Source organism: Actinomadura sp. NPDC047616, assembly GCF_040642915.1.
In the GTDB taxonomy this organism is placed as follows: Bacteria; Actinomycetota; Actinomycetes; order Streptosporangiales; family Streptosporangiaceae; genus Spirillospora; species Spirillospora miaoliensis.
Genome location: NZ_JBEYTB010000013.1, coordinates 92,737 through 118,409 on the forward strand (window position 1 = coordinate 92,737; position 25,673 = coordinate 118,409).

28 protein-coding genes and 1 pseudogene are annotated in these 25,673 nt (G+C 73.2%); 20 read left to right on the forward strand and 9 right to left on the reverse strand.

Annotated features, from left to right (window positions below; genetic code table 11):
- Nucleotides 1–22: 22 nt before the first annotated feature.
- A complete protein-coding gene (locus tag ABZ801_RS28275) occupies nucleotides 23–2,293 on the forward strand; it encodes a TNT domain-containing protein (protein ID WP_360703329.1) in 2,271 nt (756 codons plus the stop codon).
- 8 nt (nucleotides 2,294–2,301) lie between these two features.
- Here the strand turns inward: ABZ801_RS28275 and ABZ801_RS28280 are convergent, their stop codons facing one another.
- Both ABZ801_RS28280 and ABZ801_RS28285 read right to left on the reverse strand, forming a co-directional pair.
- Complete coding sequence (locus ABZ801_RS28280) at nucleotides 2,302–2,955, reverse strand: hypothetical protein (protein WP_360703332.1); 654 nt, start codon at nucleotides 2,953–2,955, stop codon at nucleotides 2,302–2,304.
- A gap of 9 nt (nucleotides 2,956–2,964) precedes the next feature.
- Nucleotides 2,965–3,759, reverse strand: coding sequence for a class I SAM-dependent methyltransferase (locus tag ABZ801_RS28285; protein ID WP_360703335.1), 795 nt, complete (start codon nucleotides 3,757–3,759; stop codon nucleotides 2,965–2,967).
- Between the two features lie 136 nt (nucleotides 3,760–3,895).
- Here ABZ801_RS28285 and ABZ801_RS28290 point away from each other — a divergent pair, with 136 nt between their 5' ends.
- The 3 genes from ABZ801_RS28290 (at nucleotide 3,896) to ABZ801_RS28300 (ending at nucleotide 6,142) form a co-directional block, all read left to right on the forward strand.
- On the forward strand, nucleotides 3,896–4,252 hold the full coding sequence (locus ABZ801_RS28290) for a hypothetical protein (protein ID WP_360703338.1): 357 nt from the start codon (nucleotides 3,896–3,898) through the stop codon (nucleotides 4,250–4,252).
- Between the two features lie 71 nt (nucleotides 4,253–4,323).
- Nucleotides 4,324–5,199 carry a crotonase/enoyl-CoA hydratase family protein gene (locus tag ABZ801_RS28295; protein WP_344944417.1) on the forward strand — a complete coding sequence of 292 codons (876 nt, stop codon included), beginning with the start codon at nucleotides 4,324–4,326 and terminating at the stop codon, nucleotides 5,197–5,199.
- A gap of 70 nt (nucleotides 5,200–5,269) precedes the next feature.
- On the forward strand, nucleotides 5,270–6,142 hold the full coding sequence (locus tag ABZ801_RS28300; RefSeq protein WP_360703341.1) for a polysaccharide deacetylase family protein: 873 nt from the start codon (nucleotides 5,270–5,272) through the stop codon (nucleotides 6,140–6,142).
- A gap of 78 nt (nucleotides 6,143–6,220) precedes the next feature.
- On the opposite strand, the gene ABZ801_RS28305 is transcribed toward ABZ801_RS28300, so the two are convergent.
- A complete protein-coding gene (locus tag ABZ801_RS28305; RefSeq protein ID WP_344944422.1) occupies nucleotides 6,221–6,469 on the reverse strand; it encodes a hypothetical protein in 249 nt (82 codons plus the stop codon).
- Nucleotides 6,470–6,582: 113 nt separating this feature from the next.
- Here ABZ801_RS28305 and fdxA point away from each other — a divergent pair, with 113 nt between their 5' ends.
- The 7 genes from fdxA (at nucleotide 6,583) to ABZ801_RS28340 (ending at nucleotide 12,066) form a co-directional block, all read left to right on the forward strand.
- A complete protein-coding gene (fdxA, locus tag ABZ801_RS28310; protein ID WP_344944426.1) occupies nucleotides 6,583–6,906 on the forward strand; it encodes a ferredoxin in 324 nt (107 codons plus the stop codon).
- 304 nt (nucleotides 6,907–7,210) lie between these two features.
- The gene (gene dapC, locus ABZ801_RS28315) at nucleotides 7,211–8,302 is read left to right on the forward strand and encodes a succinyldiaminopimelate transaminase (RefSeq protein WP_344944482.1); all 1,092 of its coding nucleotides are present in this window, start codon (nucleotides 7,211–7,213) and stop codon (nucleotides 8,300–8,302) included.
- Nucleotides 8,303–8,466: 164 nt separating this feature from the next.
- Nucleotides 8,467–9,093 (forward strand): DUF4178 domain-containing protein, encoded by a 627-nt coding sequence (locus tag ABZ801_RS28320; RefSeq protein ID WP_360703345.1) that lies wholly within the window; start codon nucleotides 8,467–8,469, stop codon nucleotides 9,091–9,093.
- A gap of 4 nt (nucleotides 9,094–9,097) precedes the next feature.
- Nucleotides 9,098–9,607, forward strand: a complete 510-nt coding sequence (locus tag ABZ801_RS28325; RefSeq protein WP_360703348.1) for a DUF2617 family protein — start codon at nucleotides 9,098–9,100, stop codon at nucleotides 9,605–9,607.
- Nucleotides 9,604–10,047: a DUF4247 domain-containing protein gene (locus ABZ801_RS28330; RefSeq protein ID WP_344944434.1), complete on the forward strand. Its 444-nt coding sequence runs from the start codon at nucleotides 9,604–9,606 to the stop codon at nucleotides 10,045–10,047. The genes ABZ801_RS28325 and ABZ801_RS28330 overlap by 4 nt, the downstream gene beginning before the upstream one ends.
- A gap of 10 nt (nucleotides 10,048–10,057) precedes the next feature.
- Nucleotides 10,058–10,483 carry a DUF350 domain-containing protein gene (locus tag ABZ801_RS28335; RefSeq protein ID WP_344944437.1) on the forward strand — a complete coding sequence of 142 codons (426 nt, stop codon included), beginning with the start codon at nucleotides 10,058–10,060 and terminating at the stop codon, nucleotides 10,481–10,483.
- 38 nt (nucleotides 10,484–10,521) lie between these two features.
- Nucleotides 10,522–12,066, forward strand: coding sequence for a polyamine aminopropyltransferase (locus ABZ801_RS28340; protein ID WP_360703705.1), 1,545 nt, complete (start codon nucleotides 10,522–10,524; stop codon nucleotides 12,064–12,066).
- 119 nt (nucleotides 12,067–12,185) lie between these two features.
- On the opposite strand, the gene ABZ801_RS28345 is transcribed toward ABZ801_RS28340, so the two are convergent.
- A complete protein-coding gene (locus ABZ801_RS28345) occupies nucleotides 12,186–12,983 on the reverse strand; it encodes a MerR family transcriptional regulator (RefSeq protein ID WP_360703352.1) in 798 nt (265 codons plus the stop codon).
- Nucleotides 12,984–13,071: 88 nt separating this feature from the next.
- Here ABZ801_RS28345 and ABZ801_RS28350 point away from each other — a divergent pair, with 88 nt between their 5' ends.
- On the forward strand, nucleotides 13,072–14,211 hold the full coding sequence (locus ABZ801_RS28350; RefSeq protein ID WP_360703355.1) for an acyl-CoA dehydrogenase family protein: 1,140 nt from the start codon (nucleotides 13,072–13,074) through the stop codon (nucleotides 14,209–14,211).
- On the opposite strand, the gene ABZ801_RS28355 is transcribed toward ABZ801_RS28350, so the two are convergent.
- From ABZ801_RS28355 to ABZ801_RS28365, 3 genes are all read right to left on the reverse strand, one after another.
- Complete coding sequence (locus ABZ801_RS28355; protein ID WP_360703358.1) at nucleotides 14,212–15,036, reverse strand: SAM-dependent methyltransferase; 825 nt, start codon at nucleotides 15,034–15,036, stop codon at nucleotides 14,212–14,214.
- 113 nt (nucleotides 15,037–15,149) lie between these two features.
- Nucleotides 15,150–17,051 (reverse strand): serine/threonine-protein kinase, encoded by a 1,902-nt coding sequence (locus ABZ801_RS28360; protein ID WP_360703361.1) that lies wholly within the window; start codon nucleotides 17,049–17,051, stop codon nucleotides 15,150–15,152.
- 56 nt (nucleotides 17,052–17,107) lie between these two features.
- On the reverse strand, nucleotides 17,108–18,007 hold the full coding sequence (locus ABZ801_RS28365; protein WP_360703364.1) for a hypothetical protein: 900 nt from the start codon (nucleotides 18,005–18,007) through the stop codon (nucleotides 17,108–17,110).
- 44 nt (nucleotides 18,008–18,051) lie between these two features.
- Between ABZ801_RS28365 and ABZ801_RS28370 the strand changes: the two genes are divergently transcribed.
- The 5 genes from ABZ801_RS28370 to ABZ801_RS28390 all read left to right on the forward strand — a co-directional run bounded on the left by ABZ801_RS28370 (nucleotide 18,052) and on the right by ABZ801_RS28390 (nucleotide 22,986).
- Nucleotides 18,052–18,888 carry a 2,3,4,5-tetrahydropyridine-2,6-dicarboxylate N-succinyltransferase gene (locus tag ABZ801_RS28370; RefSeq protein WP_344944451.1) on the forward strand — a complete coding sequence of 279 codons (837 nt, stop codon included), beginning with the start codon at nucleotides 18,052–18,054 and terminating at the stop codon, nucleotides 18,886–18,888.
- Between the two features lie 10 nt (nucleotides 18,889–18,898).
- A complete protein-coding gene (gene dapE, locus ABZ801_RS28375; RefSeq protein WP_360703368.1) occupies nucleotides 18,899–19,957 on the forward strand; it encodes a succinyl-diaminopimelate desuccinylase in 1,059 nt (352 codons plus the stop codon).
- Between the two features lie 102 nt (nucleotides 19,958–20,059).
- Nucleotides 20,060–20,869, forward strand: coding sequence for a TIGR00730 family Rossman fold protein (locus ABZ801_RS28380; protein ID WP_344944460.1), 810 nt, complete (start codon nucleotides 20,060–20,062; stop codon nucleotides 20,867–20,869).
- Entirely contained in the window at nucleotides 20,869–21,483 is a 615-nt protein-coding gene (locus ABZ801_RS28385) for a TIGR00730 family Rossman fold protein (protein WP_344944463.1), read from the forward strand. The genes ABZ801_RS28380 and ABZ801_RS28385 overlap by 1 nt, the downstream gene beginning before the upstream one ends.
- Nucleotides 21,484–21,672: 189 nt before the next feature.
- On the forward strand, nucleotides 21,673–22,986 hold the full coding sequence (locus ABZ801_RS28390) for an alkaline phosphatase PhoX (RefSeq protein WP_360703373.1): 1,314 nt from the start codon (nucleotides 21,673–21,675) through the stop codon (nucleotides 22,984–22,986).
- A gap of 59 nt (nucleotides 22,987–23,045) precedes the next feature.
- On the opposite strand, the gene ABZ801_RS28395 is transcribed toward ABZ801_RS28390, so the two are convergent.
- Nucleotides 23,046–23,369 carry a hypothetical protein gene (locus tag ABZ801_RS28395; RefSeq protein ID WP_360703376.1) on the reverse strand — a complete coding sequence of 108 codons (324 nt, stop codon included), beginning with the start codon at nucleotides 23,367–23,369 and terminating at the stop codon, nucleotides 23,046–23,048.
- A gap of 55 nt (nucleotides 23,370–23,424) precedes the next feature.
- Between ABZ801_RS28395 and ABZ801_RS28400 the strand changes: the two genes are divergently transcribed.
- The 3 genes from ABZ801_RS28400 (at nucleotide 23,425) to ABZ801_RS28410 (ending at nucleotide 25,119) form a co-directional block, all read left to right on the forward strand.
- Nucleotides 23,425–23,934, forward strand: coding sequence for a hypothetical protein (locus ABZ801_RS28400; RefSeq protein WP_360703379.1), 510 nt, complete (start codon nucleotides 23,425–23,427; stop codon nucleotides 23,932–23,934).
- On the forward strand, nucleotides 23,931–24,377 hold the full coding sequence (locus ABZ801_RS28405) for an SRPBCC family protein (RefSeq protein WP_360703382.1): 447 nt from the start codon (nucleotides 23,931–23,933) through the stop codon (nucleotides 24,375–24,377). The genes ABZ801_RS28400 and ABZ801_RS28405 overlap by 4 nt, the downstream gene beginning before the upstream one ends.
- Nucleotides 24,378–24,543: 166 nt before the next feature.
- Nucleotides 24,544–25,119 (forward strand): DNA-3-methyladenine glycosylase I, encoded by a 576-nt coding sequence (locus ABZ801_RS28410; protein WP_360703385.1) that lies wholly within the window; start codon nucleotides 24,544–24,546, stop codon nucleotides 25,117–25,119.
- A gap of 123 nt (nucleotides 25,120–25,242) precedes the next feature.
- Here the strand turns inward: ABZ801_RS28410 and ABZ801_RS28415 are convergent.
- Nucleotides 25,243–25,578: pseudogene (locus ABZ801_RS28415) on the reverse strand (ATP-binding cassette domain-containing protein); the annotation flags it as partial.
- Nucleotides 25,579–25,673: the final 95 nt, after the last annotated feature.

Sequence of the window (25,673 nt, forward strand, 5' to 3'; positions counted from 1 at the left end):
CAACGGTAGACGATGAGGGGACATGTCCGTGTCGGGTGACCGGGTGGCCGAGCTGGAAGGCCAGATCGTCGAGCTCGTCCAGCGGACGGCGCCGCCGGGATGGCGCCGCATCGACCTTCGCTGCGCGGCCACGGTGGCGGTGAGCGAGGTGACCGCGACCGTCCTCACCGCCGACGGCACGGCCGTCCCGTCCGAGGGCGTACCGTCCCAGCTCACCGACCTGCTGATGGAACTGCGCCGCGCGCACTACGAACCCGAACGCGGCACGTGGTTCTCCGTGCTGTTCCTCATCGAACCCGGCGGGCTCGTCGAACGGCTCTACAACCGCGACTTCGACCCCCTCTGGGACCCGCCGATCCCCGTGGAGTGCTACCAGCGCGACCAGGTCGTCATGCCGCGCGCCGCCGAGCACATGCCCGCGTGGCTGGCGGCGCGCCTGGAGGGACGCGAACCCGAGCACCGTCCCGACCCCGCCCCCGAGCCGCTCAACCCCGTCCAGCAGATGGAGTTGTTGACGCACGACCTGGCCGTGCTGCTGGCCGACCACGCTCCGGCGCTGTGGCGCAGGCTGCACGGCCACTACCAGGCGGTGGGGGACCACGTCGAGCTGCCGCCGGTGATGGTCTTCTTCGACGACGGCACCATGCGCCCCTGGACGCCCCCCGCCGCCGCCGGGCCGTTGCTGGACCGGCTGCGCGCGGGCATGTACGCGTTCGAAGGCAGCACCTGGTCGCGTTTCGAGTTCCAGGTGAGGTTGGAGAACGGCAGGGTGCTCGTCGACGGAAGCTACTCGCGCGACGCGGAACCCGCCTGGAACACCGAGCCCACCGTCGACGACGTCCGCCGGGAACTCCAGCGCTTCCCCATGGAGAAGGTCCCCGACTGGATGGGCCGCCGCCTGGGCGGCACCGCGACGCGCACGCTCCGCAAGGCCCGTGTCTTCGACCACGCCGGATCGGACGGCGCCCCGCCCTCGGTGTCCCGTCCGCCCGTGGCCCCCGACGAGGCCGAACGCCTCGCGGACTACCTGCACAACGCGCCGCTGGTGCGGGCCGCCCGCTCCTACGCCCCCGACCAGCTCGCACCCGAACGCGGTGACCGGGTACCGCTGACCTTCCACACCGACGGCACCTGGATCTGGGCCGGCGCCGTCGGCTACTACCTGCGCGAGCACGGTCTCCCGCCCGAACCCGACCTCGTCGCCCACATCCGCGCCCAGGGCTTCCGCATTCCCGAGGTGGACGAACCCACCCTGCAGGCCGCCACCGCGGCCCTGTCCAACAAGCCCGCCCCGCCCCCGCCCCCCGCTCCTGGGCCCGCGACGCCGCCTCCCCCCGCTGCGGACCCGGCTCCCCCCGTAGCGGCTACACCGGAGCCGGGGCTCGTGCCCGGTATGCAGCCCTCAGAGCATGAGGCGCCTTCTCCTCAGGGCCCTGCGCATTCCGACCCGGCGCCGGGGGCGGCGCCCGCGTCCGGGCCTGCGAGCGCCCCGAACCCTGCGCATGGGGCTGTGCCCGCCCAGGGAACGGAGGAAGCCGCTGGTGACGAGGCCGCCGGGGGATACCGGTGGCGGACGTTCGAGCTTCGGCCGGCCGGTGAGGTGTGGATCGCGCGGGTGCGGCGGCGGCTTGAGGAGTTCGGGGTGGACCCCGGCTCCTATCGGCTGGAGGAGACGGCCGAGGGCGCCTGGTGCCTGGTGCGGGACGGGCTGCGTTGGGCGGTGTTCCGGTTCGAGGACGGCGAGCGCCGCAAGGAGGTCGTCTTCGACACCGGTGAACAGGCCGCCGCACAGCTGCTGGGCGCCTTGCTGCTCGCGCCCCGGCAACAGGACGCCCCTGTCCCGCCGGCCGATACTCCGGCCCCCACGCTCAACGCTCCGGCCCCGGCGGCCGACGCTCCGGGGCCGCCGCCCATCGGCGACGCGCCGCCCACCACGGTGGAGTCGCCGTACGAACCGTCGGCGGGGGAGCCGCCGCTGAGCCTGTTCCGCGACACGGCGGAAGTCGAGCTTCAGGTGGGCGACACCGTGGACCGGTTCGGTGACGCCGACGGCAACGTGGCCTATACGGCGCGGATTCCGTTCGGGCAGCGGTCACTGCCGCCGGACTGGGCCAACCGTCCGTACCACCTGTACCGGGTGGAGCGGCCGGTGCGGGCGCTGGCGGGGGTCGCGATCCCCTGGTTCGACCAGCCCGGAGGCGGGACGGCGTACGTGTTCCGGCGGTCGCTGGGTGAACTCGTCGCGGAAGGCGTCCTGGTGGAGGTGCGGGACGCGCCGCCCCCGCCCGGCTGAGCCGGGTGTCAGGCCCAGCCGATCCGGGAGACCAGGTCCAGGCCGAGCAGCAGGTCCAGGTGGATGAAGGTCTCCAGCTTGGCGCCGGGGGCCACGTCCGGGTCCTCGGCCAGCCGGTCGAGTGTCGCCAGGGCGGTCGGGCTGTCGAGGTCGTCGGCGAGGGCCGCCTGCGCCCGCGTCGCGTACGAGCGGTCCATGGGACGGCCTGGGGAGCGGGCCCATTCGGCCATCAGCGCGCGCCAGCGCGACAGGTCCGCCCCCGCGCGCCTGCTGAGGTCCTCCAGTTCGGCCGGTTCGCGGTAGTGGACGCGCAGCACCGCCAGCCGCAGGCACAGAGCGTCGCCGCCTGCGGGTGCGGCGTCCGGGACGAGCAGGGAATGCCCAGGCCCGGGTGAGGGGCCTATGAACACCGTCCCGTCCGGGGCCGGGGCGTCGGCCACGGGGAAGTCCGGCAGGCGCAGGTCGGAGAAGCCGTGCGCGGACGGCTCGACGCCCTCGGTGCGGGTCACCACGGCCGGGCGGCGGCCGGTGCGTTCGGCGACCCGCCGCAGCAGGTCGGCGATGATCAGCGCCCGGTCGGCCCCGGCGGCGACGTGGACGCGCAGCGGGCCCCGCGCCACTTCCTCGGGCCGTCCGGTGCGATGGTCGTACAGCCGCAGCATGACCCCAGGCTAGAAGCCGGGCGCCATGTCGGGCACGGCGGCCGCCGTGTCGGCCTTGCGGACGGCGGCGAAGCGCAGCCGCACGTAGTCGGCGACCCAGCCGGACTCGCGGCGCAGCGCGGGTGCGGCCAGCTCGTTGATGCGCGCCAGCAGCGGCTCGACCAGGTCGGGCGGGACGTCGGCCAGGGCGGCCGCGGCGTAGGTGCGCACCCAGTCGGCGGCGCCGTCCGGGCCCTCGGTCATGCGGGTGGGACGGTCGGCGTGCTCCAGCAGCCGCAGCGTGAAGCCGCCCGCCTCCAGGCGGGTGGCGTACTCGGCCGGGCTGGGGAAGTACCAGGGCAGCTCGGGTTCGCCGAGCCCGAACACCCGCCAGGCGGTCTGCATCGCGGCGATCAGCTCGGCGCAGTTGCCCGCCCCGCCCAGCTCGCCGACGAACCGGCCGCCGGGCCGCAGCGCCGCGTGCACCCGTGCGATCACCGCGTCCGGGTCGCGGTTCATCCAGTGCAGGGCGGCGTTGGAGGCGACGGCGTCGTACTGCTCGCTGGTGGTGAAGGTGTGGGCGTCGCCGACCACGAACGACAGCCCCGGATTCAGCGCCGCGGCCTGGGCGACCATCTCGGGGTTGCCGTCGATGCCCAGCACCTCGGCGCCGCGTTCGGCGATCTCCGCGGTGAACGCGCCCGTGCCGCACCCCAGGTCGATGATCCGCTCACCGGGCTGGGGGTCGAGCAGATCGACCAGAGGCGCGCCGTGCGCGGAGACGTACCCGAAGACGGAGTCGTACGTCGTGACGGCCCATTGCACCGTCGTAATTTATCCGACAAACCGCCAGTTGCGGGGTGGCGTTCCACCAGGCGGACGGCTACAGTGATCAGCTTCACGTACCGCGACGCACCGATCCACAGCGTGTGCCGTCCAGCGGGCGGCGTACGGTCGTGGCGTGGACGAACGCGCGGGGACACCAGGCGAGGTGCGCGTCGTGGGCGCCGAACGCCCCGACGGCCTGGAGCTTCGCACCCGCGGCCTGGCCTTCCGCGGGCTGCCCGAGCTGCGCGCCGGCGGCCTGCCGCCCTATCTCGGGCAGGGCTGGGCGCGCATCCTGGCGGCGCTGGCCGCACGCGTCGCCGTCGCCGGCGGCCCGCCCGCCGGCGACGTGGAGCTCGCGCCGGACGTCGCGTTCCGCCTGACGTCCGACGGCGACCACCTGGTTCCCGGTCCGCCCGGCGGCTTCACCGGCGCGGCGGACGAGTGGCGGCGCGAGGTCGTCCTGCGGCTGTTCCCGTCGGCCCGCTCCTGACGCCCCCGCCCGAGCCGTACCGGCGGCTTTCTAGAATCCTGTTCGGAAACATCGCCGGAGAGGGGTCGCAGGTGCCGTACAGCGAGATCGACTACCGGGTGCGGGACGGGATCGCCACGCTCACGCTCAACCGTCCGGAACGCATGAACGCCTACACCTACACCATGCGCAACGAGATGCTGGACGCCTTCGACCGCGTCGACGCCGACGACGAGGTGCGGGCGGTCGTGGTGACGGGGGCGGGCCGGGCGTTCTGCGCCGGGGCCGACCTGGAGGCGGGCGGCGACACCTTCGACCGGGGCAAGTCCCAGGAGATGTTCGCGGGCGAGGACGACGTCCTGGAGGACGGCACGCCCCGCGACGGCGGCGGCACGGTCGCGCTGCGCGTCGCGCGCTGCCTCAAGCCGGTCATCGCCGCGTTCAACGGCGCGGCCGTCGGCGTCGGCGTCACCATGACGCTGCCCATGGACGTGCGGCTGGCCGCCGGCAACGCCAGGTTCGGGTTCGTGTTCGCCCGGCGCGGCATCGTCACCGAGGCCGCGTCGAGCTGGTTCCTGCCGCGCCTGGTCGGCATCTCCCAGGCCATGGAGTGGGCGGTGACGGGACGGGTGTTCGACGCGGACGAGGCCCTGCGCGGCGGCCTGGTCTCGCGGGTCGTCGCCCCGGAGGACCTGCTGCCCGCCGCCTACGAGCTGGCCGCCGAGATCCGCGACAACACCTCCGCCGTCTCGGTGGCCGCGATCCGCCGCCTGATGTGGTCGGGCCTGTCGGCCCCGTCCCCCTGGGACGCGCACGCCGCCGACTCCCGGCTGATGGCCGCGCTGGGCGGCGCCGCCGACGCCCGCGAAGGCGTCACGGCATTCCTGGAGAAGCGCGCCGCCGCGTTCCCCATGAAGGTCACGACCGATCTGCCGCCCGAGGTCCCGGAGTGGCCGGTTCGGGCCTAGATGCCGGGGTGTGCTGGGCCCGGCACGGGGTATGCAGCGCCCAGCGGCAGGGCGGGATCTACCGGGGGGCGTGGTGCGCGGCAGGAGTTGTGTCGTCTTCGCCCTGCTCGGGCTGATGCTCGCCGCGGGATGCGGGCACTCCACGACCCAGCGCGCCGAACCGTCCAGGACGAGGGACGCCGGCGACCGCACCGGCGACCCGCAGCCCTCCGCCTCCACCGAGCCCGGTCACGACCCGTCCACGTCGCCCGCCTCGCAGGAGGACGAGGTCGCGCCGCAGCGGCCCGAGCCCGAGCCCGAGCCGCCCACGGCGGAGCCGCCCGTGCCGCCGTCCTCCCGCGTCGACTGCTCCCTGCGCAAGTGCGTCGCGCTGACCTTCGACGACGGGCCCGGCGCCTACACCGGCCGGCTGCTCGACCAGCTGCGCGCCGCCCACGTGCACGCCACGTTCTTCCTGCTCGGGCAGAACGTGGCCGGGCACCGCGGCCTGGTGCGGCGGATGGTGGAGGAGGGGCACGAGGTGGGCAACCACAGCTGGTCCCATCCCGACCTGACGACGCTGCCGTCCTGGGAGGTGCGGGCCCAGGTGCGGCGCACGCAGCAGGCCGTCCAGGACGTCACCGGGGTCGCCCCCGTGCTGTTCCGCCCGCCGTACGGGGCCGTCGACGGACGGGTGGCGGACGCCGTTGGCATGCCCCTGGTCCTGTGGAGCGTCGACTCCCTGGACTGGCTGCACCGCGACGTCCGCCGCAACATCATCGTCGGGGTCCGCCAGCCCCGCCGGGGCGGCATCGTGCTGTTCCACGACATCCACCGGCCCACCGTCGCCGCCGTGCCGAGCGTCCTGGAGGGGCTGCGGGAACGCGGCTTCACGTTCGTCACCGTCTCGGAGCTGTTCGACGGCCGCACCCTCACGCCCGGCCACCGGTACGCCGGACGCTGAGCCCCGGGACGCTTCACCGAGGTTTTGCCGTGCCCTGCGCCCCACGGCGTGTCGCGGCCCGGCACGGCGCGGAAACGATCAGGTGCGGGGACGGCGGGGCGGGGGAGCGGGCGGGACGACCTTGGCGGCCACCACGATGTCCTCGGGCACCTCGACCACCTCGCCGTGCCGCCGGCGGACCCGCAGCAGACGACCGGACCACGACTCGAGGACGCCGACCACGTCGCTGTACTCTCCGGTGGGCAGCCGGCGGCGCAGCGAGATCCGCTGCCCCGCGTCGGCCGGTGTGATCGACACCAGTGGCCGCGCGGCGCGACGGTCTGACATGTGAGGACCCCCATGTCGAATCGACTACGCCGTGGTGGCAATACTATTCACAGCGAGCTTGCGGTGAGCCGTGGCGTACGGCGGGGCCGAAGGATCCGAGAGGAGTCACTAACGTGACCTACGTCATCGCGCAGCCCTGCGTGGACGTGCTCGACAAGGCGTGCATCGAGGAGTGCCCTGTCGACTGCATCTACGAGGGGAAGCGAATGCTCTACATTCACCCCGACGAGTGCGTCGACTGCGGTGCGTGCGAGCCTGTCTGCCCGGTGGAGGCCATCTACTACGAGGACGACACCCCCGAGCAGTGGAAGGACTTCTACAAGGCCAACGTGGAGTTCTTCGACGAGCTCGGCTCGCCCGGCGGCGCCTCCAAGGTGGGCAAGATCGACAGGGACCACCCGATCGTGGCCGCCCTGCCTCCGCAGGGCGAGGAGTAACCCCTGCCGACGCCGTGCGGCCGACCGGGGCGCGGCGGTCCGTCCGCCTTCGCCGGGGCCCGGAGCGTCCGCCCGGGGACGAACCCCCGGAAACCCTGATGACAGGGGCCGGAGGCGCAGGACTCCTGCGCGCAGGACCGGCACCGGTCGCGTACGCTCAAGGCCGTGGCCCCGACATCGGGGCCACGGCCTTCGTGCTGACCGGGGACGCCGTCCTCCCGTGCGCCGCCGCCCCGAATGCCGGGGCCGCCGGGACGGTGCCCGGCTGACCCATACGCCTGTCGCAGAAACGGAGCCATCTGTGGTGTTCACGCTGCCGGACTTCCCATGGGATCGGCTGCAGCCCTACCGGGAACGCGCCGCCGCGCACCCCGGCGGGCTCGTCGACCTGTCGGTCGGCACCCCCGTGGACCCCACGCCCGAACCCGTGCGCGCGGCGCTGGCCGAGGCCGCCGACGCCCCCGGCTACCCGCAGACCTACGGGACGCCCCGGCTGCGCGAGGCCGTCGCCGGCTGGCTGCGGCGGCGGCTCGGCGTGACCGGCGCCGACCCCGACGCGGTGCTGCCGGTGATCGGCACCAAGGAGCTGGTGGCGTGGCTGCCGACCCTGCTCGGCGCGGGCCCCGGCGACCGGGTCGTGTTCCCCGAGCTGGCCTACCCGACCTACGACGTGGGCGCCCGCCTGGCCGGGGCCGAGCCGGTGCCCGCCGACGGGCTGCTGTCCCTCGGCCCGGTCAACCCGAAGATCGTCTGGGTGAACTCCCCGTCCAACCCGACGGGCCGGGTGCTGCCCACCGAGCACCTGCGCAAGGTGGTGGCCTGGGCGCGCGGCCGCGGCGCGATCGTGGTCAGCGACGAGTGCTACCTGGAGTTCGGCTGGGACGCCGACCCCGAGCGGCGGCCGATCTCGATCCTGCACCCGGACGTGTGCGAGGGCTCGCACGAGGGGCTGCTGGCGGTCAACTCGCTGTCCAAGCGCTCCAACATGGCGGGCTACCGGGCCGGGATCGTCACCGGCGACCCGGCGCTGGTCAAGCGGCTGCTGGAGGTCCGCAAGCACGCCGGGATGATCGTCCCCGCGCCGGTGCAGGCCGCGATGACCGCCGCGTTCGACGACGACGCGCACGTGGACGCCCAGCGCGAGCGCTACGCCCGCCGCCGCGCCGCCCTGCGCGAGGCGTTCGAGCGGCACGGCTTCCGCATCGACCACTCCGAGGCGTCGCTGTACCTGTGGGCGACCCGCGACGAGCCCTGCTGGGACACCGTCGGCTACCTGGCCGGCCTCGGCATCCTCGTCGGCCCCGGCGACTTCTACGGCCAGGGCGGGGCGCGGCACGTCCGCATCGCCTTCACCGCGACCGACGAACGCGTCGCCGCAGCCGCCTCCCGCCTCTGACGCGCGGCCGTGCACGGCGCTTCGCGCCGGGACGCATCTGTTACGCGCGGATCGAAACCATTGGGACGGCGGTGACGTCTATGCTGCCGATGTTCCTGCGTGACCGATATCGATAGGATCCGCAGGTCCATCCCGGCGCTGTAGTCGAATCCGTGGAGGTCCGCATGGGCGGAGCAGCGGTCCCGGTCCTGCTCGTCCTGATCCTTGCCGCCCTGCTCGTCATCGGCGTGCTGCTGGTGGTGCTGCTGCGGCGGCGCGGCCCGGGGCCCGCGGCGCCGGGAGCCGCGCCCGCCGTGCCGCGCGACCCGTTCGCCGCCGCCGACGCGGTGGGCGGCGACCCGCGCGCCATCAAGGCCGGCGACATGATCGAGTACCTGGGCGTCCGGTACTTCGTGCGGGGCTCGCTGCGCATGCGCGAGGGCGGGTTCACCTGGAGCGAGCACCTGCTGGACGCCGACACCGCCGAGGGCGCCAAGATCTGGATCTCCGTCGAGGAGGACCCGGACCTGGAGGTCGTCTGGTGGACCGCCCGCGACCCCGGCGACCTGCGCCCCGACCGCCGGACGCTCACGGTGGACGGCGTGGAGTACCACCGCGAGGAGCACGGCACCGCCGAGTACGGCAGCGAGGGCACCACGGGCCTCGGCGACCGGGGCCGGGTGGAGTACGTCGACTACGCCGCCCCCGGCGGCCGCTACCTGTCGTTCGAGCGGTTCGGTGGCGCCGAGTGGGAGATGGGCACCGGCGAACGGGTGCCGAACGGCACGCTGACCATCTACCCGGGAAGCTGACGCCTTGCTCGCCACGCTCGACACCCCCTACGCCGACACCCGCGCCGACGCCCTGTCGTTCGCGGTCGGGCTGCCGCCGCGCGACGCCCTGGCCGTCCTGCCCCTGGAGCGCGCCGGCCTGCGCGTGCAGATGCGGCTGCTCGGCGCGTCCCACCAGGTGATCGCGGGCCCGCTCAGCGAGACCGTGGCCTGCGACCTGCCGGACGGCGCCCGCCCGCTGCCCGCGCGGATGCGCGACGCCCTGCCCGGATGGTCCTACGACTTCGCCGCGCGCACCGCCGTCCACGACGACGACGCCGCGTTCGCCCGCGCCGTCGACGCCCTGCGCGACCGGCTCGCCGGCCGTCCCGACGCGCTGACCGGGACGTTCCCGGGATCGGACCACGCGGTCACCGCGCTGGCACTCGACGACACCGGCACGCCCGGGGCCGGAGTCGGCTGGCGCACCTGGCACGCCTACCCGCAGACCCGGGAGATCGTCATGACGCGCAGCCGGCTGGTGAGGTCATCGTGAGACGCAGGTACTGGGTGATCGGCGGCGTGGCGGCGGCCGTCGTCGGCGTCATCGTGCTGGTCGCGGTGCTGGCGCGGGACGGCGGGCCGCGCGGCTTCATCGCCGACCGGTACACGCGGCTCTACACCGACACCTACCGTTCGCCGAAGCCCCCGCAGGCCGTCGCCCGCGAGATCAACGCCAAGCACAAGGCCATCGACCGGGTGGACGACATGACCGCGCTGGGCCGGGACGGCGGGATCTTCCTGCGCTACCCCAAGCTCGTCGTCGGGGTCCTGCCGGACGGGTCGGGCAGCCGGATCACCGTCGACGACGCGAGAGCCGGCTACAGCCGGTACCACAGCCACGTCGGCAGCCATTGGTCCAGCCCCGGCAGCAACGGCTGGACCAGCAGCGGCAGCGCGTCCTTCCGCGGCGGCGGCCCCGGGTCGGGCAAGTGAGGAGCAACCGTTGAACGACATCCTGCACGAGGGCGGCGCCACGCTCGCCTACGGGGCGCTCGGCATCGCGCTGATGGCGCTGGGCTACCTGGTGGTCGAGGTGACCACCCCCGGGCGGCTCGGCCACCAGATCTGGAGCGAGGGCAACCGCGGCGCCGCGCTGCTGCTGTCGGTCAAGCTCCTCGGCGTCGGCGCGATCGTCACCACCGCCATCGTCACCAGCGACGACGACCTCGGCCAGGGCCTGGTCGACACCGCCGTCTACGGGCTGCTCGGCATCGTGCTGATGGTCGTCGCGTTCTACCTGCTGGACCTGCTCACCCCCGGCAAACTCGGCGCGACGCTGGTGGACGGCGCGGGGGTGCACCCGGCGGGCTGGGTGGTGGCCGCCGCCGACCTCGCCGTGGCGGCGATCGTGGCCGGGGCGGTCTCCTGACCGCCGTCCACCCGGACCGGGCCGGCGAGGGCGGGGGGCTGCGGCTGCCCGCCCGGGCCGCGCGCGCCCTGGTGCTGGCGGCCGTGTTCACCTGCGCCGCGTGCGGGCTGGTGTACGAGCTGGCGCTCGTCGCCCTCGGCAGCTACCTGGTGGGCAACTCGGTCACCCAGGCGTCGATCGTGCTGTCGGTCATGGTGTTCGCGATGGGCGTCGGCTCACTGGCCGCCAAGCCCCTGCAGCGCCGCCCGGTCGCCGCGTTCGCGCTGGTCGAGGCGGCGCTGGCGCTGACGGGCGGACTGTCGGTGCTGGCGCTGTACGCCGCGTTCGCCTGGCTGGACCTGTACGTCCCGGCGCTGGTGGTGGTCGCCTTCACGGTGGGCGCGCTGATCGGCGCGGAGATCCCGCTGCTGATGACGCTGCTGCAGCGGATCCGGCGGCAGGACGCGGGCAGCGCGGTCGCCGACCTGTTCGCCGCCGACTACGTGGGCGCGCTGGTGGGCGGGCTGGCCTTCCCGTTCGTGCTGCTGCCGATGTTCGGGCACATCAAGGGCGCCCTGGTCGTCGGCGTGGTCAACGCGGTCGCGGGCATCGCCGTGGTGCTGTGGCTGTTCCGGCGGCAGGTGGGACGCGGCGCGGGCGCTGGGCTGTGGGCGGGCATGGCGGGCGTGCTGGCGGTCCTCGGCGCCACCTACGCCCTGGCGGACGGATTCGAGGTGACCGCGCGGCAGGCCCTGTACCGCGACCCGATCGCGCTGGCCGAGCGCACCCCGTACCAGGAGATCGTGATCACCCGGAAGGTCGCGGTGTCGGGCCGTCCCGACCTGCGGCTGTTCCTGAACGGCGATCTGCAGTTCTCGTCCGTCGACGAGTACCGCTACCACGAGTCGCTGGTGCATCCGGCGCTGTCGGGCGGCCGGGGCAGGGTGCTGGTGCTCGGCGGCGGCGACGGCCTGGCGCTGCGCGAGGTGCTGCGCTACCGGGACGTGCGCGAGGTGACGCTCGTCGAGCTGGACCCGGAGATGCTCCGCCTGGCCCGCACCTACCGCGACCTGGCCGACCTCAACGGGCATGCCTTCACCGACCCGCGCGTGCGCACCGTCGGCGCCGACGCCTTCTCCTGGCTGCGCGGCGCGTCCCGGCAGTACGACGCGGTGATCGTGGACATGCCGGACCCCGACGACGTGTCCACGGCCAAGCTGTACTCGGTGGAGTTCTACGGGCTCGTCAAACGGGTGCTGGCGCCGGGCGGACGGATGGTGGTGCAGTCCGGCTCGCCGTACTTCGCGCCCCGCTCGTTCTGGTGCATCGAGAAGTCCATCCGCGCCGCCGGGCTGGCCACCGCCCCCTACCACGTGGACGTTCCCAGCTTCGGCGACTGGGGCTTCGTCCTGGCCGCCCCCGGCACGGCCCGACCGCCGCTGACCCTCGCCCCCGCCGCCCCGCCGCTGCGCTTCCTGGACCCCGACGTCCTGCGCGCCGCCACCGTCTTCGGCAAGGACCTGCGCCACCGCGACGTCGACGTCAACACCCTCACCCACCCCCGCCTCGTCGACTACGAAAACCAGGAATGGCGCGACGGGTGATCTTGTGGGGGGACGACCCCCCTACGCCCCCTGTTAGTCGGCCGGGCGGTCCTCACTCCGCTGGCGCTCCGCTGCGGTCACGTTGTTTATGTGGGGGGGCGACCCCCCTACACCCCCCGTCAGTCGGCCGGGCGATCCTCACTCCGCTGCGCTCCGCTGCGGTCGCCCGCCCTCCGGGGCAGGTGATCCTCACTCCGCTGGCGCTCCGCTGCGGTCACCTGCCCTCGGATGGCGTCGTCGACGGCGCGGCGGAAGGCGGTGACCAGTGACTGGATCACCAGGGGCTTGAGCCTGCCCGACAGCTCGATCAGGCGTTGGCGTTCGTCGGGCGGGCGGCCGCGTTCGCGGTAGGGGCGGACGACCGTGTCCTGGAACACCTGCTGCAGTTCCGTGGCCAGCGCCCGGGTGTGCCGTTCGACGGCCTCGTGGGTGGCCAGCAGCGTCTCCAGGGGCATGGACAGGCTGGCCAGCTCCGCGCCGATGCCCAGCAGCGCCGGGCTGACGACGCGCACGCGGCCGTCCCCCGAAGGTTCGACGATGCCGAGGGCCTGCAGCCGTTCGAGCGCCGCGTCGTCCAGGCGCTGCCCCGTGCGGCGGTCGAGCTCGTGCCGGTCGACCTCCTCGGGCGCCTCCGGGGCCCACGGCGACAGCAGGGCCCGGTGCAGCGCCAGGTCCTCGGGGGAGGCGTGGTCGGGCAGGCGCGCCAGGTGCCGTTCGATCGCCGCCAGCGTCAGCCCCAGTGACTGCAGCTCCCGGATCAGCTCCAGCCGGGCCAGGTGGTCGGGTCCGTACAGGCCGGTGCGCCCGCGCAGCCGGGGCGGCGGCAGCATCCCGCGACCGGCGTAGAACCGCACGGTCCGGACCGTGAGCCCGGCCCGCGCGGCCAGCTCGTCGACCGTCAGCTCCTCGTTGTGCACCGCCCGGGACCCCTCCCCCTATGTGACAGTTCTAGTGTTACATTGAAGCCGTATCAGCAGGCACTTATCGAGGAAGCCGGGGACACGGATGGCGCGCGAGATCTTCACCGAGGAGCACGAGGCGTTCCGCGACATGGTGCGGTCCTTCATCGCCAAGGAGATCGCCCCCCACCACGAGCAGTGGGAACGGGACGGCATCGTCTCCCGCGAGGTCTGGCTGGCCGCGGGACGGCAGGGCCTGCTCGGCATCGAGGTCCCCGAGGAGTACGGGGGCGGCGGCAACACCGACTACCGCTACTACGTCGTGCTGAACGAGGAGCTGGCCCGCGCCGGCGTGTCCGGGCCCGGGTTCGCCGTGCACAACGACATCAACGGCTCCTACCTGCTGCGCCTGACCAACGAGGAGCAGAAGCGGCGCTGGCTGCCCGGCTACTGCTCCGGCGAGATCATCACCGCGATCGCGATGACCGAGCCCGCCGCCGGGTCGGACCTGCAGGGCATCCGCACCACCGCGATCCCCGACGGCGACCACTACGTCCTCAACGGCTCCAAGACCTTCATCTCCAACGGCATCCTCGCCGACCTGGTGATCGTCGTCGCCAAGACCGACCCGGACGCCGGGCACAAGGGCGTCAGCCTGCTGGTCGTCGAGCGCGGCATGGAGGGTTTCGAACGCGGCCGGAACCTGGAGAAGGTCGGCATGCACGCCCAGGACACCGCCGAGCTGATCTTCAACGACGTGCGGGTGCCCAAGGAGAACCTCCTCGGCGAGGAGGGAATGGGCTTCATCTACCTGATGCAGAACCTGGCCCGGGAACGGCTGTCCATCGGGGTCAGCGCCCAGGCCGGGGCCGAGGCGGCGTTCGAGCAGACCCTCGAGTACTGCCGCACCCGCGAGGCGTTCGGCCGCCCCATCGGCAAGTTCCAGCACAACCGCTTCACGCTGGCCGAGATGAAGACCGAGCTGACCGTGACCCGCGCGTTCACCGACGAATGCGTCGACAAGGAATCGCGCGGCGAACTGAGCGTCGAAGAGGCCGCGATGCTCAAGTACTGGAACACCGAACTGCTCAAGCGCGTCGTCGACCGGTGCGTCCAGTTGTACGGCGGCTACGGCTACATGACCGAATATCCGATCGCCAAGGCCTACCAGGACGCCCGCATCCAGACGATCTTCGGCGGCACCACCGAGATCATGAAGGAGATCATCGGCCGCAGCCTGCTGTGATCACGGCTTGCGGGCGACGGCTCCGTAGACGTCGACGTCCTCCGGCTCGCCGAAGGCCATGGATTCCGGCCGCCACTTCAGGCACGACACCTGGCCCGGCTCGACGAGTTCGAGACCCTCGTAGAGCTCGGCGAGCTGGGCGGGTTCGCGCAGCACGTAGGGCACCGCGCCGGTGTCGTCGTATTCCTCCTGGGCCTGCTGGAGCGCCTCTCCCTGCACTTCGTAGGTGCCGTCGTAGTGGAGGAGGAAACTGCCGGACGGAAGGGCGTCCAGCAGCCGCCGCACGATCGCCTTGGCCTCGTCCCAGTCCTGGATGTGCCCGAGGATCCCCATCAGCATGAGCGCGACCGGCTCGCCGAGGTCGAGCGTCCTGCCGGCCTCGGCGAGGATCGTGTCCGGGTCGCGCAGGTCGGCCTCGACGTAGGTGGTGACGCCCTCGGCGGTGGTGTTGGTCAGCAGCGCCTCGGCGTGCACCAGCACCAGGGGGTCGTTGTCCACGTAGACGATCTTGGCGTCGGGGGCGGCGCGCTGGGCCACCTCGTGGGTGTTGTCCATCGTCGGCAGCCCGGTGCCGATGTCGAGGAACTGGCGCAGGCCCTCCTCGGCGGCGACGTACCGGACGGCGCGGGTCAGGAACACCCTGGACGCGAGGGCCATGTCGACGACGCCGGGCGCCTGCTCGCGGTACCGGTCGCCGGCCTCCCGGTCCACGGGGTAGTTGTCCTTGCCGCCGAGCCAGTAGTTCCAGATGCGCGCCGAATGCGGCACGCTGCTGTCGATCTTCGACGTCCGGGGCGTCTGAGAGCCTTGTACGCGTTCCGCCATGGGGGACTTAACTCCTACTGTCCAGTTGTTGACGGTGCGATGTTACTTCTCCCGGCAGATCCGGCATGAAAGACACGCCCCATTCCCCGTCAGGAGTGCGCGCCAATTCGGCGTCACGTTCGCCGCGGGGTGGGGGATTCGGCCTCGACGAGGGCGAGGAATTCGGGTTTGAGCAGGTCGCGGACTTTGGCGTAGGGGGCGGTCAGGCGGTCTCGCGGGCAGTCGCTCCCGAAGACCGAGTAGTTCAGCTCGAACCGGTCGGGGGTGGGGAAGGCGGTGAAGGCGGCCCCCAGGGTCGGTGGGCCGGAGTCGGTTCGGTTCGGGGCGAATTCGCCGGGCGTGATCGAGTCGATCCTGCGGCAGCCCTGCGGGCCCCACATGTAGCGGTTGCTGCTGGTCAGCCGGGTCCAGAGGGTTCTGATGCCGGAGGGCGTCAGGGTGGAGGGCCGGAAGACGTCGTCGGCGGTGAGGACGCGTCCGTTTCTGAGGTCGATCGTCACGGCCCCGGCCGGGATCATGCCGTCGGCGGGCGCGCAGAACTTGACGTCGGGTGTGTAGACGACGGAGATGAGTGCGGGGCCGCGCAATCCGATCTGCGCGGTGGTGCTCAGCGTCGATCTGCGTGAGCCGCAGACCGACGCCTTGGTGTTGCCGCGCATCCAGGTGATGACGCGATCGAGGGGCGCCCGCAGTTCCTGGTTGATGCGGCGCTGCAGGGCGGGGTCGCGGTGCCCAGAGATCTGCACGTACTGGGCGTTCTGGATGGCCACGGGGGCGTCGGTGAGGGTCTGGTTCTGGACGGCCACGGTCGCCGACACCGGGCGTGCCGCCGGTGCGGGTTCGTCGTCCATGCCCGCGTAGACGGCGACGCCTCCCGCGCTCGCCGCGACGGCGGTGCCCGCCACGGCCACCGCCACCTTCGCGCCCGCGCCCGCCAGGATGCCGGAACCCCCTGCCCCCGACGCGCCCGAGACACCGGCGGCGCCGGAGGCACCGGCGGCCCCCGAGGCACCGGCCCCCGAGGCTCCTGCCGCGCCCGCGCCCGAGGCCCCTGCCGCGCCCGCGCCCGAGGCCCCTGCGGCGCCGGCCGCGCCGGAGGCGGCGGCTCCCGCCGTGACGGACGCGGCGGGGGTGATCCCGGCGGCGACCAAGGGGAAGAGGGCGGCCAGGGCCACGGCGGTTCCGGCCAGAACGCGGATGCCGCTCGTCTCCCAGCCGGGGCCGTACGCGGCGACCGCCGCTTCTTCCAGTTCGGCGACGAAGGACGCCGCGCCCCAGGGACGGTGCGTGGGGTCCTTGGCCATGCCCCGGGCGAGCAGGTTCCGCAAGGGCTCGGGCACGGACTCCACGGGGACGGCCGCGTTCAGGTGCAGCGCCTGCATCGCGACCGGGTTGTCGGCCTCGTAGGGGCGGCGGCCCGTGACGCACTCGAAGAAGACGCACGTGGCGGCGTACACGTCCGCGGCGGGGGTCGCGGGTTCGCCGCGCCACTGTTCGGGCGGCATGTACGCGGGCGTTCCCGAGCGGTCGCCCCCGCCTTCCAGCGCGGCGATGCCGAAGTCGATGAGCTTGCTCAGGCCGTCGGCCTGCACCACCACGTTGGCGGGCTTGTAGTCGCGGTGCACCACGCCTGCGGCATGGGCGGCGGCCAGGCCCAGCAGCGACCCCTTGAGCACGGTCAGGGACGCCTCCGGCCCGAGGGCGCCGTGCTCCGCCAGCACCCTTTTCAGGGAGACGCCGTTGACGGCCTCCATGACGAGCGCCGCGCCGTGCTCGCTCTCCACCAGGCGGTACAGGCGCGCCACATGCGGGTCCGACACCCGCCCCAGCAGGACGGCTTCCTCACGCAGGCGCTCCACGTTCGCGGCGCGCGACAGGTACTTGATGGCCACGGGGGTCCCGCTGCCCGCGTGCCTGGCGAGGACCACGCGTCCCTGGGCGCCGCGCCCCAGTTCGCGCACCTCGTCGAAGCCGTCGATCCGCCACTCGTCCACCATGGCCACCTCCGAATCCACGACATGAGATCACGCGGAGGTCGCGAAGGTTCGCACAATGTGATTCCGACCGGATATCAGCGGATGATGACCTTGCCCGAGGGGGCCTTGGCGTCCTCGGTCCACCCGTCGTGGCCCTCGTCGACGGTCCAGTGCCGGCCCGCGTACCGGACCTCCGTCAGCCCGTACACCTGGGCGTGGGTGACCGCCCACGAGGCCACCGCCCACCCGGTGCGGGCGCCGGAGACGCGGATCGCCTCGAAATCGCGCCCGGCCGCGCTCGCATGCCCGTTCGCGCCGCCCACCGCGCGCTGCGCCGCCGTGTCCACCTGCAGGCGGCTGCCGAACGCGCGCCGCATCTCGCGGATCGCCTCGGGACGCCGGGGCGAGGTGCGCTTGTCGGGGGAGAACCAGCACCGCACCGCCGCCGCCTCACGGCCGGTGAACGCCCGCGCCAGCAGCTTGCCGTCCGGCTCGTGCTGGGCGTAGGCGCGGCCGTCGGCGCTGCGCTGCACCCGCTGGGCCGCGTCGTGCAGGTCGCGGTCCAGGTAGTCCTTCACCTTGACCAGCGCGTCGAAGAACTTGCTGGTGGACTGCACCGGGTCGCGCAGCTTGTCCGGTGTGCCCCAGCCCTGCGACGGGCGCTGCTGGAACATGCCCACCGAGTCGCGGTCGCCGTCCGGCAGGTTGCGGATGTGCGACTCCTGGATCGCGGTGGCGTAGGCGATCACCGCCGCCCGTTCGGGCAGCTCCTTGCGGTACGCCACCGCGGCGATGGTGGCGGCGTTGGCGGCCTGCTCCAGGTCGAGCGGCATCTTGCCCAGCGTCGTGCGCACCTCGCAGTTGGAGCCGTGCAGGTACGGGCGGGCCCGCGAGTACAGCGCGTACCCGCCCGCGGCCAGCCCCACCACCACGGCCAGTGTGACGGCGGCCCAGCGCCACCGGGTGGTCGTCAGCCTCCTCGCCCATGCGGTCACGCGACGACCGTACCGGGGAATGGCCCCCAGTAAGCTCAGGAGCCATGACCCAAACGTTCACCAGCCCGATCTCCGGCGTCATCGACGAGCTGTGGGAGCGGCGAGCCGATCTCTCTCCGGACGACTCCGAGGCCCGCGCGGCCATCGTGGCCGCCGTCGACCAGATCGACACCGGCCAGGCCCGGGTCGCCCAGGTGGACCCCGAGACCGACGAGGTCGTCGTCGACGAGCGCGCCAAGCGGGCGATCCTGCTCAGCTTCAAGGTCCTCGGCATGGTGCGGTCGCAGGTGGGCGACTTCCAGTACCACGACCGCATCCCGCTCAAGAGCCGCCTGGACGGCGTGCGCGTGGTGCCCGGCGCGATCGCCCGGTGGGGCTCCTACCTGGCGCCCGGCGTGGTGCTGATGCCGTCGTTCACCAACATCGGCGCCTACGTCGACTCCGGCACCATGGTCGACACCTGGGCGACCGTGGGGTCGTGCGCGCAGATCGGCAAGAACGTCCACCTGTCGGGCGGCGTGGGCATCGGCGGTGTGCTGGAGCCGCCGAACGCGGTGCCGGTGGTCATCGAGGACGAGGCCATGATCGGCAGCCGGTCGATGATCGTCGAAGGGGCCCGGGTCGGCCGCGGCGCGGTGGTCGGCTCCGGGACGAACCTGTCGGCGTCCATGCCGGTCATCGACGTGGAGACGGGCGAGGAGATCAGCCGGGGCCGCATCCCCGACTGGTGCGTGGCGGTCGGCGGCACCCGGATCAAGGAGTTCAAGGGCGGCACGTTCGGCCTGCCCGCCGTGCTGGTCCTCAAGCGGCTGGAGGAGGGGCGGCGGCATGACAAGGCCGAGCTCAACGACATCCTCCGCGACCACGGCATCAACACCTGAGGACGGCGGCATGCGGCTCGACCTGCACGCGGACGTGGCGGAGCTGACCGCGGCGATCGTCGACATCGAGTCGGTGAGCGGCGCCGAGCGCGCCCTCGCCGACGCGGTCGAGGCGGCCCTGCGGCCCCTGCCGCACCTGTCGGTGGAGCGCGACGGCGACACCGTCGTCGCCCGCACCGGCCTGGGACGCGCCGAGCGCGTCGTGATCGCGGGACATCTGGACACCGTCCCGCTCAACGACAACCTGCCGTCCCGGGTGGAGGGCGACCGGCTGTACGGGTGCGGCACCACCGACATGAAGTCCGGCCTGGCCGTGGCGCTGCGGCTGGCCGCCACCGTGCCGGAGCCGAGCCGCGACGTCACCTACGTGTTCTACGAGTGCGAGGAGGTCGAGGCCGACCGCAACGGCCTGCGCCGCCTGGCCGCGGTGCGCCCGGAGCTGCTGGAGGGCGACTTCGCGGTGCTGATGGAGCCCACCGCCGGGCAGATCGAGGGCGGCTGCCAGGGCACGGTGCGCGTCGAGGTCACCGCGACGGGCGCGCGGGCGCACAGCGCGCGCGCCTGGATGGGCTCCAACGCCATCCACTCCGCCGGCACGATCCTGGACGTGCTGCGCGCCTACGAGCCCGCGCGTCCGGTCGTGGACGGCCTGGAGTACCACGAGGGCGTCAACGCGGTGTTCATCAGGGGCGGCGTCGCCGGCAACGTGATCCCCGACGAGTGCGTCGTGACCGTCAACTACCGCTTCGCCCCGGACAAGTCGCTCGACAAGGCCGTGGCGTACCTGCGGGACCTGTTCGCGGGGTTCGACGTGACGGTCACGGACGCGGCCCCCGCCGCCCGCCCCGGCCTCAACCACCCGGCGGCCGCCGCCTTCGTCGCGGCCACCGACGCCCCGGTGCGCGCCAAGCTGGGCTGGACCGACGTCGCCCAGTTCGCCGAGCTCGGCGTCCCGGCCGTCAACTACGGCCCCGGCGAGCCCACCCTGGCCCACACCAAGGACGAGTACGTCGAGATTCCGCTGATCGGCGAGTGCGAGCGCCGCATGCGCACCTGGCTCACGTCCTGAGCGAGTCCACCCGGGGCGTGCCGGAGGTTTCCCCTGCCCCGGCCGTCACACCTCGGTATTAATCGGAGGGCCCCGCCCGGGGCCCTTGGTTACGGTGAGGGCATGACATCGGATGTGAGTCCCCGGAAGCGACGGCAGGGGCCCGCGGTGCTGCGGGGCAACGCCGTACCACAGACGACCACCGACCAGCGGCTGCTGGACGGCCGCGGACCGGTCGACTGGGTCCACGCCGACCCGTGGCGGGTGCTGCGGATCCAGGCGGAGTTCGTGGAGGGCTTCGGGCTGCTGGCCGAGCTGCCGCAGGCGGTCAGCGTGTTCGGCAGCGCCCGCACCAAGCCCGGCTCGGAGGAGTACGAGCTGGCCGTCGACATCGGCGCCCGGCTGCACGAGGCGGGCTACGCGGTGATCACCGGCGGCGGGCCGGGGATCATGGAGGCGGCCAACAAGGGCTGCGACGACGCGGGCGGCCTGTCGGTGGGGTTGGGCATCGAGCTGCCCTTCGAGCAGAAGCTCAACGACCACGTCGACATCGGGCTGGAGTTCCGTTACTTCTTCGTCCGCAAGACGATGTTCGTGAAGTACTCACAGGCATTCGTCGTCCTGCCCGGCGGGTTCGGCACGCTGGACGAGCTGTTCGAGGCCATTACCCTGGTCCAGACCCGCAAGATCACCCGGTTCCCGATCGTGCTGGTCGGCACCGAGTTCTGGGGCGGCCTGCTGGAGTGGATCAAGGCGACCATGCTGCCGTCCGGCAAGATCTCCCCCGAGGACCTCGACCTGGTGCACCTCACCGACGACCCCGACGAGGTCGTGCGCGTCATCGTCGAGGCGCACCGGCTGCAGGAGCGGCGGATCCAGGAGGAGGAGGCGGCCCGCGCGGCGGCGGCCGAGGCGGGGGTGGACGGCACCTGATGAGCCGGCCCCAGTCCGCGGACTCCGGCATGGCGGTGTGCGTGTTCTGCGCCTCCAGCGGCCGGATCGACCGCAAGTTCGTCGAGCTGGCCGCCGAGGTCGGCGCCGAGCTGGCCCGCCGCGGCCACAGCCTGGTCAGCGGCGGCGGCCAGGTGTCGTGCATGGGCGCGGTGGCCCGCGCCGCGCGGGCGGGCGGCGCCCGCACCGTCGGGGTGATCCCCGAGGGCCTGGCCAGTCTGGAGATAGCCGACCACGACAGCGACGAGCTGATCGTCACGCCGGACATGCGCAGCCGCAAGGGCGAGATGGACCGCCGCAGCGACGCGTTCCTGGTGCTGCCCGGCGGCATCGGCACGCTGGAGGAGCTGTTCGAGATCTGGACCGCCCGGGTGCTCGGCATGCACGACAAGCCGCTGGTGCTGCTCGACCCGTACGGCGTGTACGAGCCGTTGCGCGACCTCATGCGCGGCCTGGCCGACCAGGGGTTCGCCCGCCCGAAGATCTTCGACGCGATCAGCTGGACGGGCTCGGTCGCCGAGGCGTTCGACCTGCTGGAACGGTCCCAGCCGCGCATCCAGGCCACCCCGGAGGACTACGCCGAGGCCGAGCTGTGACCGCTGGTCCGGCAGGCGGCCCGCGCCGCCCCCGGGAACCGTGATCCATATCCGCCCGGCGGGGCCGTCGCGACCCGCCGGGCGGACGGTGTCCTGCGGTTTTTCCGGGCCCGTCCGCACCGGTTCACCGCCGGTTCACCGGCGCCGACCAGGCTCCCGCGTGGCCTGAGCAGACACGAAGGAGAGCCCATGTCCGTGTCCCGTCGCGGGGTGGTGAAGGGCGGCGCCGCCGGTGCGCTGTCCATCGCCCTGGCCGGCAGCCTCGACACGATCTTCCAGACCTCCGCGGGAGCCGACGCCGGTGAGGCGTACGGCTACGGCCCGCTGGTGCCCGACCCCAAGGGGCAGCTCGACCTGCCCAAGGGCTTCTCGTACACGACCATCTCCGCCCAGGGCGACACGATCAAGGACGGCGTGCTGGTTCCCGGCAAGCACGACGGCACCGCCACGTTCAAAGGCCCCCGCCCGGGGATCACCCGCCTGGTGCGCAACCACGAGCAGACCGGCAGCGGCGTCAAGCCGGTCGCCCCCGCCGGGCTGGTGTACGACCCCGCCGCCTACGGCGGCACCACCACCCTGGACGTCGACCGCGACGGCAAGCTGGTCTCGCAGTACATCAGCCTCGCCGGGACGTCCACCAACTGCGCCGGCGGCCGCACCCCCTGGGGCACCTGGCTGACCTGCGAGGAGACCGAGGGCTTCAGCGGGCAGACCAAGTCCCACGGGTGGGTCTTCGAGGTCGACCCGTCCGGCCGGCTCACCAAGCCGGAGCCGATCACGGGCATGGGCCGGTTCGCGCACGAGGCGGTCGCGGTCGACCCGCGCACCAACATCGCCTACCTCACCGAGGACGCGAGCAAGCCGTTCGGCCTGTTCTACCGGTTCACCCCGAAGGTGCACCGGGGCGGCTACCACAGCTACATGGCGGGCGGGCTGCTGGAGGCGATGTACGTCCCCGAGCTGCCGGACCTGTCGGTCGTGCAGGAGCCGGGCGCCACGTTCCGCGTCACGTGGGTGAAGGTGCCCGACCCGTCGGCGGCCGCCATCTCCACCCGCAAGCAGTTCGACAAGATCACCCGCAGCCAGAAGCTGGAGGGCGCCTGGTGGGGCCACGGCAAGGCGTACTTCGTCGCCAGCTACTCCCGCACCGGTGACGGCGCCGCCGCCGACCACGCCGGGCAGGTGTGGAAGTACGACCCGCACCGCCAGACGATCGAGCTGGAGCTGGTGTTCAAGCCGGGCGGCCGGTTCGACGGCCCGGACAACATCACCGTCTCCCCGTACGGCGGCGGCGTGATCCTGGCCGAGGACGGCGACGGCGAGCAGTACCTCGTCGGCACCACCCGCAAGGGCAAGCCGTTCGCCTTCGCCCGCAACGCCTTCAACGACAGCGAGATGACGGGCGTGACGTTCTCCCCGGACGGCCGGACGCTGTTCGCCAACCGGCAGGAGCCCGGCGTCACCTTCGCCATCACCGGTCCCTGGCACCGCCTGCGCGCCTGAGACCAGCCCCTCCCGGGCCGCCCCCTGCCGGCATCCCCGGCGGGGCGCGGCCCGTGCGTTCAGGCGAGGCCGCGGCGGGTGAGCGCGGGCGGGCGGGTCCCCCGGATCGAGGCGACCATGTCGACCACCTGCCGGACGGCAGCCTCCTGCGTCTCGGGCACCCGCAGCGTCCGCACGCCCAGCCACGCGTACACGGCGGCGGCCGCCAGCAGTCCCGCGTCCGGCTCGGGACTGCCCGGGTCGTCGGGGACGAGCGTCACCAGCACCGGCCGTCCGGCCGCCACCAGCGCCTCGACCCGGTCGGCGGGCGGCGCGCCCGCGTCGGCGACGTCCGCGGGGACCGCCGCGGCGAGCGGCACGACACGCTGCTCCTGCACGTCCATGCCCAGATCGTGGCACGATCGTCATGCGGAGGCGTAGACAGATCGGAGCGAGATCGTGGTTGTGGTGCTCGTCCTGGCCGGCCTGGCCGTCCTGGGCGCCGTCGTGGTCCTCGCCATGGGACGCGGGGGCGAACTGGCCCCGGCCCGTCCCGACCATGCGCCGTTCCGGCTGCCGCCGGGGCACGCCCTCACCGCGCCGGACGTGGCGCTGCTGCGGCTGCCGCGCGGCCTGTGGGGCTACCAGGTGGAGGTCGCCGACGAGACGCTGCACCGGCTGGCGTACGCGCTGTCGGAGCGGGACGTCCGCGTGGCCGAACTGGAACGGCAGGTCGACGTGCTGCGGAGCCGCCTCGGCGATGCGGAGGTGGACGCCGTGGACGACCCGTATGCCCCGTATGACCGCGAGATCGAACCAAAACTTTACGGACCGGGCGAGCGCGTGTCCTGGGACGACCCCGAGCAGGCCGCCCACCCCGGCGACGACCCCGTCGGCCGGCCCGGCGACGACTCCGCCGACGACCCCATCGACCTGGCCAAACGGCGCGACGACGAGGACAAGCCGTGAGCCGTGTCGCCGTGCACGCCGAGGCCGCCGCGCCCGTGGCGGCCGAGCACGTCTTCGGCGTCCTCACCGACTGGCCCAGGCACGACGAGTGGATGCCGTTCACGCGCGCCCGGGGCGGGCACGGCGAAGGCGCCGAACTGGAGGCCTGGACGGGCGTCGGCCCGGTGGGCTTCACCGACACCATGGTCATCACCGGGTGGCGCCCGGGACGCCGCGTCACCGTCCGCCACACCGGCCGGATCGTCCGCGGGGAGGCGTTCTTCGCGGTCGCCCCGCTGCCCGGCGGCGGCAGCCGCGTCACCTGGGCCGAACACCTGGACCTGCCTCTCGGGCCCCTGGGCCGCGCCGCCTGGCTGGTGGCGGGCCCGGTCGTCCGCGGCTTCATGACCCTCGCCCTGCGCCGCCTGGCCCGCCTCGCCTCGCGCACCGCCCGGCCGGCCTGAACGGAGCCGCCGGATCGGCCTGACGAGCGCCGCCGGATCGGCCTGACGAGCGCCGCCGGATCGGCCTGACGAGCGCCGCCGGATCGGCCTGACGAGCGCCGCCGGATCGGCCTGACGGCCTCGGGGCGGCCGGAACTGTCGGAGCCGTGCGGTAGAAACGGGGGCGATGAGCACGGCGATCCTCGGCGAGGACGGTCTGGCGCGCTGCCCCTGGGGTGTGTCGGCGCCCGACTACGTCGCCTACCACGATGACGAATGGGGGCGCCCGGTCCGCGACGACCGGGGGCTGTACGAGCGGCTGTGCCTGGAGGCGTTCCAGTCGGGCCTGTCCTGGCTGACGATCCTGCGCAAACGCGAGGGCTTCCGGGCCGCGTTCGCCGGGTTCGACCCCGAGAAGGTCGCGGCGTTCGACGCGTCCGACGTCGAACGCCTGATGGGCGACGCGGCGATCGTCCGCAACCGGGCGAAGATCGAGGCCGCGATCGCCAACGCCCGGGCCGCGCTGGACCTGCCCGGCGGCCTGGCCGCGACGGCCTGGCGGTACGCCGACCCCGGGGCCCCCGCCCCGGAGTCCACCGCCGACGTCCCCGCGTTCACTCCCGGCTCCAAGGCCCTGGCCAAGGAGCTGAAGAGGCACGGCTTCCGGTTCGTCGGCCCGACCACCGCGTACGCCCTCATGCAGGCCTGCGGGCTGGTCGACGACCACCTCACCGGCTGCCACCGCCGCGGCGCCTACCGCTAGGCCCCCAGGCGGATCACTCCGCCTTGGTGGCCTCCAGGCTTTCGTGTCGAACCACTGCCGGTCCGCGCGGCGGCCCGCCAGCCTTCCGGTGAGCCGGATGTTCTCCTCGGCGGTCAGCATCGGCAGCAGGTTGAACGACTGGAAGACGAAACCCATCCGGTCGCGGCGCAGCCGGGTCAGCCCCGTCCGCGACAGCTTGGTGATGTCGACGTCGCCGATCACGACCGTGCCGGAGGTGACGGTGTCCAGCCCGGCCAGGCAGTGCAGGAACGTCGACTTCCCCGACCCGGACGGTCCCATGATCGCGGTGAACTGGCCCCGGGTGAACGCCGCGGACACGCCGCGCAGCGCGGTCACCGCGCCGTCGCCCCTTCCGTAGGTCTTGACCAGGTCCGAGGCGACCGCGACCCGGTCGTCGCGGACGTGCTCGGCCGACGGCACGGCCGTGGTGGATGTCATGCCGTCAAGCCAACCGCCCGGACGGGGGCCGGCACATTGGCGCGCCCCGGAGAACCTGTGGTGGGGGCAGCCCTACCTCCGGCGCGGTGGAGGCC